Annotated in this window: 10 protein-coding genes and 1 riboswitch; of the genes, 6 read left to right on the forward strand and 4 right to left on the reverse strand. The window is 59.5% G+C overall.

All coding sequences use genetic code 11. From position 1 onward, the window contains the following. Positions 1 to 6: 6 nt before the first annotated feature. From ACQZ5K_RS04725 to ACQZ5K_RS04735, 3 genes are read right to left on the reverse strand one after another with little or no spacing between them, the layout of a single operon-like run. Positions 7 to 531 carry a flavin reductase family protein gene (locus ACQZ5K_RS04725; protein ID WP_448739730.1) on the reverse strand — a complete coding sequence of 175 codons (525 nt, stop codon included), beginning with the start codon at positions 529 to 531 and terminating at the stop codon, positions 7 to 9. Then, positions 531 to 1,424, reverse strand: a complete 894-nt coding sequence (locus ACQZ5K_RS04730; protein WP_448739731.1) for an aldo/keto reductase — start codon at positions 1,422 to 1,424, stop codon at positions 531 to 533. Before ACQZ5K_RS04730 ends, ACQZ5K_RS04725 begins: the two co-directional genes overlap by 1 nt. Next, positions 1,424 to 2,581 (reverse strand): LLM class flavin-dependent oxidoreductase, encoded by a 1,158-nt coding sequence (locus tag ACQZ5K_RS04735; RefSeq protein ID WP_003519880.1) that lies wholly within the window; start codon positions 2,579 to 2,581, stop codon positions 1,424 to 1,426. Before ACQZ5K_RS04735 ends, ACQZ5K_RS04730 begins: the two co-directional genes overlap by 1 nt. Positions 2,582 to 2,681: 100 nt before the next feature. On the opposite strand from ACQZ5K_RS04735, the gene ACQZ5K_RS04740 reads away from it, so the two are divergent. The 6 genes from ACQZ5K_RS04740 to ACQZ5K_RS04765 all read left to right on the forward strand — a co-directional run bounded on the left by ACQZ5K_RS04740 (position 2,682) and on the right by ACQZ5K_RS04765 (position 10,053). Further along, positions 2,682 to 3,386: a GntR family transcriptional regulator gene (locus ACQZ5K_RS04740; protein ID WP_065655620.1), complete on the forward strand. Its 705-nt coding sequence runs from the start codon at positions 2,682 to 2,684 to the stop codon at positions 3,384 to 3,386. Between the two features lie 335 nt (positions 3,387 to 3,721). Beyond that, complete coding sequence (locus tag ACQZ5K_RS04745) at positions 3,722 to 4,798, forward strand: ABC transporter ATP-binding protein (protein ID WP_137004686.1); 1,077 nt, start codon at positions 3,722 to 3,724, stop codon at positions 4,796 to 4,798. A gap of 52 nt (positions 4,799 to 4,850) precedes the next feature. Further along, on the forward strand, positions 4,851 to 6,101 hold the full coding sequence (locus ACQZ5K_RS04750) for an ABC transporter substrate-binding protein (protein ID WP_137004687.1): 1,251 nt from the start codon (positions 4,851 to 4,853) through the stop codon (positions 6,099 to 6,101). Positions 6,102 to 6,275: 174 nt separating this feature from the next. Then, the gene (locus ACQZ5K_RS04755; protein ID WP_020810525.1) at positions 6,276 to 7,187 is read left to right on the forward strand and encodes a carbohydrate ABC transporter permease; all 912 of its coding nucleotides are present in this window, start codon (positions 6,276 to 6,278) and stop codon (positions 7,185 to 7,187) included. 4 nt (positions 7,188 to 7,191) lie between these two features. Further along, entirely contained in the window at positions 7,192 to 8,046 is an 855-nt protein-coding gene (locus ACQZ5K_RS04760) for a carbohydrate ABC transporter permease (protein ID WP_137004688.1), read from the forward strand. A 12-nt stretch (positions 8,047 to 8,058) separates the two neighbouring features. Beyond that, positions 8,059 to 10,053: an alpha-glucosidase gene (locus ACQZ5K_RS04765; protein ID WP_137004689.1), complete on the forward strand. Its 1,995-nt coding sequence runs from the start codon at positions 8,059 to 8,061 to the stop codon at positions 10,051 to 10,053. A gap of 25 nt (positions 10,054 to 10,078) precedes the next feature. Here ACQZ5K_RS04765 and ACQZ5K_RS04770 read toward each other — a convergent pair whose 3' ends face one another. Next, positions 10,079 to 11,368 carry a TadE/TadG family type IV pilus assembly protein gene (locus ACQZ5K_RS04770; RefSeq protein ID WP_448739732.1) on the reverse strand — a complete coding sequence of 430 codons (1,290 nt, stop codon included), beginning with the start codon at positions 11,366 to 11,368 and terminating at the stop codon, positions 10,079 to 10,081. 217 nt (positions 11,369 to 11,585) lie between these two features. Further along, positions 11,586 to 11,688, forward strand: a riboswitch (TPP riboswitch). Positions 11,689 to 11,712 lie beyond the last annotated feature (24 nt).

Raw genomic sequence — 11,712 nt, forward strand, 5'->3', positions numbered from 1 at the left:
GCCCTTTTATTGCCGCGAAAACCGGCCAAAGGCTCCGCCCGAAAAGCACAGCGGATCCCCGTCGCGATGGGCGGCGCGCAGCACCTCGCCGACGATGATGGTGTGGTCGCCCGCATCGTGGGACGCCGCCCGCCGGCATTCGAACCGGGCAAGCGTGCCGGGAATGACGGGAACGCCCTCGTCATTCATTTCCCAGTCGAGGTCGTCGAAAGCACGGCCGTTGCGGGTGAAGCGGGCGCTCAGCACATCCTGATCGGCGCTCAGCACGTGGATGGCGAAATGGGTTGCACCACTGAAGGCCTGATAACGCGACGAGCTTTTGGCCGGGGACCAGAGTACCAGCGGCGGATCGAGCGACACGGATGCAAAGCTGTTGACCGTCATGCCGATCGGCCCTTCCGGCGTCGTGGCGGTCACCACCGTCACGCCGGTGGTGAAAGCGCCGAGCGCATTGCGGAAGCTGCGGCTGTTTTCGCCGCCGGGAACGAATACATGCTCATTGGGCATTTTGATCGCCTCTGCCACTGTCATCACGGCACCTCTTTTCCAAGCGCAAGGGTGTAGAGTTCGAACCACGTCTGGCGGTCCATCGTCACGTTGAGGGCATCGGCCGCCGTTCTGATACGCTCGATATTGTTGGTGCCGAGCACAGGCACGATTTTGGCCGGATGCCGCAAAAGCCAGGCGATCGCCACTGCCGTGGCATCCACGCCCTGCTCCTTGCCGATGCGCTGCAGGGCGGCCATGGTGCCGCCATGAGCACCGGAGAACAGCGAGCCGCCACCAAGCGGCGACCATGCCATCGGAGAAACGCGCTTTTCCTGCAAGAAGGCCAGATCGCCATTGGTAAAACTATCCGTCGCGAGAAGGCTCATTTCGATCTGGTTGGTCACGAGCCGGTTGCTCATCGCCGATTGCAGCAGGGAGAAATCCCACGGGCGGAAGTTGGAGACGCCGACGGTCTTGACCTTGCCGGATGCCACCAGCGCATCGAGCGCCTTGCCGGTTTCTTCCGCATCGATCAACGGATCGGGACGGTGAATGAGCAGCAGGTCGACGTGATCCGTCCCCATCTCGCGAAGCGACGCCTCGACCGAGGCGTTGATGTGGCCGGCCGTCGTGTCGTAATGTTTGACGCGGGCGGCGGCGTGACGTCCGGCGGGTGCAACGATGCCGCATTTGGTGACGATTTCTATTCTGTCACGCAGCCCCGGAGCGGCTTTCAGGCCGGCCCCCAGAATGGCTTCCGCCGTGTATCCGCCGTAAATATCGGCCTGATCCATGGTCGTGATGCCCTGAGCGAGGCAAGCCTCGATCTTGGCCTGCACATGGGCGGGCGAGGTATCGGCATCGTCGCCGATGCGCCACATGCCGTAGACGATGCGGCTGAGTTCGAGTTTGTCGGAAAGAGCGATACGTTCCATCAGTGGCGTTCCCCGTTGCCGAGCGGTGTGGCCGGCGTTTCAGAAGGCACCCGGCCATAGGCATGCGGCAGGGAGCAGGTTTTCATCTGCGGCAGAACCTTGGTGCCGAAGTGCTCCGCCTCATCGAGATGCGGATAACCGGAAAGGATGAAGGCGCGAATGCCCATCTTCTGGTATTCCTCCAGCGCCGAAAGCACCTTGTCGGTGGAACCGACCAGCGCCGCACCGCAGCCCGAACGCGCCCGGCCGATGCCGGTCCACAGGTTGGGTTCGACATAACCGAACTTGTCGGCGAGTTCGCGGGCACGCGCCTGATGCGACACGCCGAGCGAGCCGCTGTCATGCGCGCGGTTGCGGATCAGTTGCCCATATTCGTCATCGAGCTTCGAGACAAGATGCTCGGCATATTCGCGGGCTTCCTGTTCGGTATCGCGCACCACCATATGGACACGCAGGCCGTAATCCAGCGTGCGGCCATGGGCGGCGGCGCGCTCATTTGCGGCACGCATGCGGTCTGCAAGCTGGTCCTTCGTTTCCGGCCACATCAGATAGACGTCGCATTGCGCGCCGCAGAGTTCCAGCGCATCCGGCGAGTAGCCACCGAAATAAAGGAGCGGTCCGCCATTCTGCTGGTACGGCCGTGCCGGCTCGGTGGAGACGCCCTTGAACTGGTAGATTTCCCCGTCATGGTCGATGGTGTCGCGCGTCCAGGCCTGGCGCAGAATCTCAACGACCTCATGGCTGCGCTTGTAGCGAAACGCGCTATCGGCCACTTCGCCGGGGAAATCGGAGCTGATGACGTTGAGCGTCAGGCGACCCTTCAGCATGTGGTCGAGCGTCGCCACCGTGCGCGCCAGCATGATCGGCTGCATTTCGCCGCAGCGGATAGCAGCGAGAAAATTGATGCGGTCGCTGATTGGCGCACAGCCGGCGACGAAGCTCAGCGTATCCTGCCCGACCTGATAGGATGAAGGGCAGAGAATGTTGCGGAAGCCGAGTTCTTCGGCCTTTTTGACGATGTCGGAACAATGCTCGAAACTGGAACGCAGGCTGCCGTCCGGCACACCAAGATAGGCGTAGTCATCGGAACACAAAGCGGAAAACCAGGAGACCTCGGCAGCATCGAGATCAGCGGATGTAACGGGTACGACGGTCATGCAATTCCTCCTCAGGGCCGCTCTCGTTTTTCTTGCATAACATCAAGAAATATGTAAATCAATGATGTATCAATTTTTGTTTCGGGGGAGGAAACGGCACATGAAACACACTGGCGGCAGCCTGCCAATGTATATGCAGATCGCGGAAATGCTGGTGCGCGAAGTGGCGGCGGGCCGGCTGATCGATGGAGAGAAGCTCGCGCCGGAGCGCGATATGGCGGCTGATCTCGGCATCGCCGTCGGCACGCTCCGCAAGTCACTCGCCGAATTGCAGGAACGCGGCCTGCTGGAGCGCGTGCAGGGTTCGGGCAATTACATTCGCGCCGTCAGCGATCCGCAAAGCGTTTACGCGTTCTTCCGGCTTGAACTGATCGAGGGCGGCGGCCTGCCGACGGCGGAGGTTCTGGATGTGGCGCGCCTTGCCAAGCCCGCCGACCTGCCCGCTTTCGGCACATCGACCGAAGGACACAGGATTCGTCGCCTGCGGCGCATTGCCGGCAAACCGGCGGCCATCGAAGAAATCTGGCTGGACGGTTCTTACGTCGACACCATCGCCATCGAGAACATGTCGGAATCCCTTTATCTCTATTACCGCACCCGCCTCAACCTCTGGATATCGAAGGCGGAGGATCGCATTGATCTCGGCGAAGTACCCGAATGGACACCCGAGGTCTTCGGTCAGAAATCAGGCGCGCTGGTGCCGCGGGTGCTGCGTCTCAGCCAGGCGCAGGATGGTGCGGTGGCCGAAGTTTCATGGACCTGGTTCGATCATACCGTTGCCCGATACGTTTCTCGCATACGTTGAGACTGCACAAAATTCGCGTGATCCAGATGAACGGAGAAATTTGACGGGAGGCAAGCAAGCAGCGGCCTGTCCTGCGAGCAGTTTTGCGACTATATTTCTTTAAATCAATGACTTAATAGTTTTTGATTTCTGTCAGAAATAAAATTGATACACTATTGATTTCCTTTTTATGAAAGGTAATATCACGTCCTCAGGGAGACAGGCGTTTCGCCATCCCACGATATCGCCGGACAATTGGGATTGATTTTCGAAGATGCGATGCGTGGAACTTGAAGGTTGATACCGGCAATGGCGTCCATCCGAATTCTGGACGCGCCGGTCGTGAGGAGGAAAATATGGCTTCGGTCAGCCTGCGCAAGCTGGACAAGAGTTACGGTGCGCTTCGCATCGTCAAGGGCATAGACCTTGAAATCAACGATGGCGAATTCGTCGTGTTCGTCGGCCCTTCCGGCTGCGGCAAATCGACGACGCTGCGCATGGTCGCGGGGCTGGAAAGCATTACCGGCGGCGAGGTGAAGATCGGCGACAGGGTCGTCAACCGGCTGCCACCGCGCGAGCGCGACATCGCCATGGTGTTTCAGGACTATGCGCTTTATCCGCACAAGACCGTGCGCGAAAACATGGGTTTCAGCCTGAAGGTGCGCGGCGTGAGCGCTTCGCAGGCCAATGCCAGCATCGATGAGGCGGCAAAGATGCTGGGCATCGAGCACCTGCTTGATCGTCGGCCCGGACAGCTTTCCGGCGGCCAGCGCCAGCGTGTGGCCATGGGGCGCGCCATCGTTCGCCGCCCGCAGGTCTTCCTGTTCGATGAGCCCCTTTCCAACCTCGACGCTAAACTGCGCGGACAGGTGCGCACGGAAATCAAGCGGCTGCACCAGCAGCTCGGCACGACCATCATCTACGTTACCCATGATCAGGTGGAGGCCATGACGCTGGCAGACCGCATCGTTATCCTGCGCGGCGGCGATATCGAGCAGGTCGGCACGCCGGACGAGGTCTATAACCGTCCGGAAAGCGTCTTCGTCGGTGGTTTCGTCGGCGCTCCGGCGATGAATTTCGCCCGCGCAAAGGTGAGCGGCGACCGGCTGGTATTTTCCGACGGCAACGTCCTGCCGATGGCAGCCATCCGGCCATCCCGCGAAACGGGGCTCGACGGGCGCGAAGTCATCGTCGGCATTCGTCCGGAACATTTCGGCCCTGTGGAGGGCTTCGACACGCAGCTTGCGGTCAAGGTGCAGGTAGTGGAACCGCTGGGCTCGGACACGCTCGTCCATTTCAGCCTCGGCGATGCGGCGCTGACCGCACGCATGCCGCCGCATCTGCGGCCTGCGCCGAATGAGGAACTGAAGATCGGCGTCGATCCGTCCAAGGTCCATCTTTTCGACGCCGCGACGGAGCGCTCTATCCACTGATTGCCGGGTGAAGAAACGCTGCGGCCAACAGGTTTAATAACGGGAGGAACACATGACATTTAAAACCATCAAGGGCAAAGCCCTCATGGGTGCCGCGCTCTGCGCAACCATGCTCGCGTTTTCGGGACAGGCCTTTGCCGATGCCGAACTGAAAATCTTCGTTTCCAGCCAGCATCAGCCGGATGTCTGGCGCAAGGCGCTGGATCAATATGAGGCGAAGACGCCGGGTGTGAAGGTGGTCATCGAGACCGGCGGCAACACCTCGGAAATGCAGGCGCAATATCTCAATACCGTCATGTCGGCGAAGGATTCGAGCCTCGACGTGCTGATGCTCGACGTCATCCGCCCTGCGCAATTCGCCACGGCCGGCTGGACCAGCGATTTCTCCGGCAAGGACATGTCCGCCTATCTGCCGACCTATGCCGAAGCCAACACCGTGGACGGCAAGATCGTGGCGCTGCCCGCCTTCGCCGATTCCATGTTCCTTTATTACCGCAAGGATCTGCTCGACAAATACGGCATCAAGCCGCCGACCACCTGGGACGAGCTGAAGGAAGCCTCCAAGAAGGTGATGGAAGGTGAAAAGAACCCTGAGCTTCAGGGCCTGTCCTTCCAGGGCAAGGCGATCGAGGGTGCGGTCTGCACCTTCCTCCTGCCCTATTGGAGCGAGGGCAAGTCGCTGGTTGAGAACGGCAAGCTGAATTTCGACAACAAGGCTGCCGTGGATTCGCTGAAGCTGTGGAAGAGCTTTGTCGACGAAGGCATTTCCAAGAAGAATATTTCGGAAGTGGCGACCGACGACACCCGCAAGGAATTCCAGGCCGGAAAGGTGCTCTTCGCCGTCAACTGGTCCTATGCCTGGACCCATTTCCAGGGCAAGGAATCGCAGGTGAACGACAAGGTCGGCGTCGCCCGCCTGCCGGCCGTCAAGGGCGGCGAGCAGACGACCTGCCTAGGCGGCTGGGAATTCGGCGTTTCCGCCTATTCCAAGCAGCAGGAGGAAGCCAAGAAGCTGGTGGAATATCTCTCCGGTCAGGATGTTTCGAAGTTCATGGCCATCAACGCCGCGCTTCTGCCCACCTATGCCGCTCTCTACAAGGATGCGGATGTGACCAAGACGATCCCTTGGTTCGCGGATGCCCTGCCTGTCGTCGAGACCGCAAAGGCCCGCCCCGTGACACCGCGTTACAACGAGGTCAGCGAGACGATCCGCACCACCGTCAACGGTGTGCTCGCCGGCGTGATGACGCCGGAGGATGGCGCAAAGCAGATGGAAAGCCGTCTGCGGCGCGTTCTGCGCTAAGCTTTGGGCCGGAAAGCGGCATGCCTGCCGTGCCCTTTCCGGCCGCTTCGACTGACAGGAATAAAGCCGCCTGAAGGGCGCGATAAACGGGCCGGATAAGAACCGGTCCGATCGGGAGACGACGACGTGAATCCAGTTGCGGGAGTGGCAGACGTGACAATGCCGGAAAGAACCATGGTTCGGGTGGACGAGAAACCGCAGCCGCGCTGGACGCGGTGGCTCGATCTCGGCGACCGGCCGCTGGCCGTGCTTCTCTTGGCACCGGCGGCGATCCTGCTGTCGCTCATCATCGTCTATCCGGTGGCGCGGCTCGTCTACACCTCGTTTTTCAGCCTTTCGCTGACATCGGGCCTGCCGGCGGAATTCATCGGCTTTGAAAACTACACGGCGATGTTCGACGACCCGATCTTCTGGGAAACGACCTGGAACACGGTGCTGATCACGCTGATCACCGTTCCCGGCGCACTCATCATGGGCCTTGGCCTCGCACTGCTCGCCAACCTGCCTTTTTCCATGCAGTGGCCGATGCGGCTTTCGCTGCTGATCCCCTGGGCGCTGCCGCTATCCTTCGCCGGCCTCATCTTCGCATGGTTCTTCCATTACGAATATGGCGTCGTCAACGATGTGCTGAACCGTTTCGGCTTCGAAGGCATCATCTGGTTCAATTCGCCGAACTGGGCCTTTGCGGCCATCTGCCTGACCATCATCTGGAAGACATCCTCCTTCATGGCGCTGATGATCCTTGCCGGCCTGCAGACCATTCCACGTTCGCTCTATGAGGCGGCGGATGTGGATGGTGCCGGTAAAATCCGGCAGTTTTTCGAGATCACCCTGCCGCTTTTGAAGCCCTCGATTGTCGTCGCGCTCATCTTCCGCACGATCACGGCGCTGCAGACCTTTGATATTCCTTACATGATGACCGGCGGCGGTCCCGGCACATCCACAACGACGCTCGCCATGTATATCCACCAGAACACCGTTTCTTTTCTCGATCTCGGTTACGGCTCGGCTTTGGCGGTCATGATGTTTGCGCTCTCCATGTGCGTTACCGCCGTTTATCTCCGCATCATCAGGACGAAGGACTGATCCCATGAGCACCGTTGCGAATTCCGGTCTGTCCTTGTTCTTTTCCGGCAAGCCGCTGCGCTTCATCGCGGCCTCCATTCTTCTGGTCAACGGCCTGTTTCCGGCAATCTGGATCCTCTTCACCTCGCTGAAGACCGAAGCGGAACTGACGGTCAAGCCGATCACCTGGTTTCCGCATGCACCCACGCTGGCCAATTACATGCAGGCCTTTTCCGACCAGCCGCTGCATCTCTTCCTGTTCAACAGCTTCATGGTCGCGCTGCTTTCGACCGCACTCACCATCCTGATTTCGGTGCTGGCGGCTTACGCGCTGGCGCGGCTGAACCTCAAATATCGGGCGCTGATCCTCTCGCTCATCATCGCCGTCTCCACCTTCCCGCTGGTGACGCTGCTGGTGCCACTGTTCGAAATCATGCGTGCCTTGAACCTGCTCAACAGCTGGACGGCGCTGATCCTGCCCTACACCGTGCTTTCGCTGCCGGTCTGCACGCTGATGCTGGTCTCCTTCTTCGAAAGCATTCCGCGCGATCTCGAAAACGCCGCCATGATCGATGGCTGCACCCGCATCGGCGCGCTGTTCAAGGTCGTCGTGCCGCTCTGCGCGCCGGGCGTCTTCACCGCCGGCATCCTTGCCTTCGTGAATGCCTGGGATGAATTCCTGCTGGCGCTGTCCTTCAATTCCAATCCGGCGCTCCGCACGCTTCCTGTCGGCATCCAGCTTTATCAGGGTGAATTCGCCTTCCCCTGGCCGGTCATTTCGGCGGCGCTGGTAGTAGGTATCGTGCCGGTCGCCATCCTGATCGTCATCTTTCAGGAACGGGTTGTCTCCGGCCTCACCGCCGGCGGTCTCAAGGGCTAAACAGGTACAGTCATGCATTTCGAAAAGACCAAAGACGGCTTCGCGCTCACGATCGGCAACCGCACCATACTTTCCCATTCCCCCGAAAATCCGGCCTTCTTCGCCGGTTTCGGCAAGGAGAGGATGGATATGTATCGCGGCAATTTCGATATCGAGGACTACCTTATCGAACGAACCGCCCTGCGCCACGCCGAGGTCAGCGGCGAGAGCATCACGCTCGCATCCGCGCCGGGACAGGCACCGCGCCTTCGCCTGACGCTCGATGGCAGCGCGATGCGGCTAACGGCGCTGGATGACACCATCAACCGCCTCTGGCTGCGCGTCGTTGCGGAAACGGATGAGCACGTCTGGGGCGGCGGCGAGCAGATGTCCTATTTCGACATGCGCGGTCGCCGCTTTCCGCTGTGGACCTCCGAGCCGGGGGTTGGCCGCGACAAGACCACCGAGATCACCTTCAAGTCCGATGTCAGCGGCAAGGCGGGCGGTGATTATTACAACACCAACTACCCGCAGCCGACTTACCTGTCGTCGCGCAGATACGCCCTCCATGTGGAGACAAGCGCCTATTCGGTCTTCGATTTCCGCAACGGCGATTTCCACGAGATCGAAATCTGGGCCATCCCTGAAAAGATCGAATTCTTAGCCGGCGACAGTTTCACCGATATCGTTTCCGCCCTGTCGCTGCGGTTCGGACGCCAGCCGAAACTGCCGGAATGGATCTATAATGGTGCGATCATCGGGTTAAAGGACGGCGTCAACTCCTTTGCGCGACTGGAGAAAATCCGCGCGGCCGGAACGAAGGTGTCCGGCCTCTGGTGCGAAGACTGGGTGGGTCTTCGCCAGACATCCTTCGGCGCGCGCCTGTTCTGGGACTGGCAGGCGAATGACACGCGTTATCCGCATCTGCGCCAGAAGATCACCGAGCTTGCCGATCAGGGCATCCGCTTTCTGGGTTATGTGAACCCCTATCTCTGCGTCGATGGCCCGCTGTTCCCGGTGGCCGAAAAAGCCGGTTATTTCGCCACTGACGCCGAGGGCAAGACGGCGCTGGTGGATTTCGGCGAGTTCGATTGCGGCGTGGTCGATTTCACCAATCCGGCCGCCGCCGACTGGTTCGCCGAGGAGATCATCGGCAGGAACATGCTCGATTTCGGCCTCTCCGGCTGGATGGCCGATTTCGGCGAATATCTACCGATCGACATCACGCTTTCCAATGGTGTCGACGCCAAGCTGATGCACAATGCCTGGCCAACGCTCTGGGCCGAGGTGAACGCCAAAGCCGTCGAAAGCCGCGGCAAGACCGGCGAAGCGCTGTTCTTCATGCGGGCCGGCTTCACCGGTGTGCAGGCCCATTGCCCACTCATCTGGGGCGGCGACCAGTCGGTCGACTTCTCCCGTCACGACGGCCTGGTCACCGTCATCTGCGGGGCGCTCTCCTCCGGCCTCATGGGCAATGCCTATCACCATTCCGATATCGGCGGTTACACCAGCCTTTTCGGCAATGTCAGAACCGCAGAACTCATCATGCGCTGGACGGAAATGGCCGCCTTCACGCCGGTCATGCGTACCCATGAGGGCAACCGGCCGCGCGACAATCTCCAGATCGATCAGGATGAGGCGGTTCTTGCCCATTTTGCCCGTATGACATCCGTCTATGTCGCGCTGGCCCCCTATCTGAAATCGCTCTCGGCGGAAGCGGCCAGAACAGGCCTGCCGGTGCAGCGTCCGCTCTTCCTGCACTACGAGAATGACCGGCAGACCTATACCATTCAGGACTGCTATCTCTACGGGACGGACATGCTTGTCGCACCCGTCTGGAAAGCGGGTGAAACGCAACGCTCGCTCTATCTTCCAGGCGACGGTGAATGGGTGCACCTGTGGAGCGGCACGCATTATCCCGGCGGACAGGACGTCACCGTCGAAGCGTCGCTCGGCGAGCCGGCGGTGTTCTATCGTGCAGATAGCAGTCATCGGCCGCTGTTTGAACAGCTTCTCACCATCGGCTGAACGATAGCCGAGTTCGTCCCTGCCATCACCCCGTCAGGCGGGGTGATGTGATGGCCTTTTTGAAAAGGGCGGTCATCGCATCGCTGATACCTTGCGAAGGGCTGACCTCGAAGAACAGGCCCGGCGAAGCGCATTGCTGCATACGCGCGCCGATTTCCGGCTGAAAGGGCTCGATCCACGTATTGTACCAGTCATTGGTCGGCAGCGGCAGATAGGTGGTATAAAGCACGGCGATACGAAAACCCTTTTCCTTCAGCTTCGTGCAATATTTGATATCGATCGGCTCCTGACAGCGGCCGCTGGTGGTTTTTTTGGTGCAGGCGGATGGCTTGTAGCTATCGCCGACGCCGTCCGAAACGAAGAAGACGATCTTTTCGGGGCTGGCCGAACTTGCACCGGTGCCCGAACTGCCGATCCTGTCGCCAATCTGGGTCAGTGCCCGGTCAAAATCGGTCTGCTGGTCGTTGTTGAACCCCTGCTTGGGGATCGACATCAGGTCGACTTCAGCGGCTTTTTTCTTCGCGATCGCCAGATCAGATGTCAACGACACCACTTCGAGCAGCTTCGTATCTTCCGCTTTCTCTCCGAAGGAGTAAACCGCCATACGATATTGATTGCTGCTTTTGCGCATGGACTTTGCCGTATCCATCAGGCTTGCCGTGGCCTGCGCCACCACATTGATGCGCGTTGTGACCCCGAGGCTTTTGGCCTTGTAGTAATAACTGTTCTTATCCACCACCCCGTCTTTCACGATGTGACAGGCGAAAGCACATTTGTCGCTCGTATTCGCAACCATGGTGGCAACGTCGGTTGGCGTCGCGCCAACGCCCATCGAGGGGGTGTTATCCAGAAGAACATAAAAGTCGCTGAATGTTTCCGTCTCGTATTTGGCGGTCGCCTTGCCCGAAACGGTGATGAGATCCTCTCCGAGTATCCGTGAAAGCGTCGTGCCGACGGATGCCGTGAAATTGACCGAGGATTCGATGGCATTACCTTGCTTGATCACCGACACGTCAAGAGAAAGGAGCTTGTAGTCGGGATTGGCCCGCTCGTTGCTTTCAAAGAATGCGGAGGCTTCATCAGTGCCAAGCGAAATGACACCGTCACCCGACATTTCCTTTGCCTTGTGAACGCTCGACGACGTATCGGCGACCACCGCAAGCGCCGCGGCATCCGCCGCCATCTGGAGGTCCGATTTGACGGCCATGCCACGCGTTATATCAAGGGCCACGCCAGCCGCCCCAATCAACGGCACCATCAACAGGGCGCTGAGAATGCCGAAATTTCCCGATTTATCCTGCCAGATGTTCTTCAAATTCGCCCCCGGAACTTTCCCCGGAGCGAAAGTTAGCCGAACAATATTGAAAGGCAGTTTCAAGAGATAACTAATTTTCGATAAATCTAATTTCCTCAATAACTAATACGCCAATGGGAGATGCGCAGCGGCGCGAGGCCGTTCGGCATTCAAGATCACGCCTGACGACGGATCGCTGGTCGGACGTTGACATTTATGAAACTTGACCTACAAAACAAACTCTTCCGAGGGGAGCACCGAACGGTGCTGAGATGGCGATGAGCCGGACCCTTGAACCTGATCCGGGTCATGCCGGCGTAGGAACGGAACTGCCGCGCCAAGAGGCGTTGCCCTTTCTCTTCTCC

This window comes from Agrobacterium sp. 22-226-1 (genome assembly GCF_053522345.1).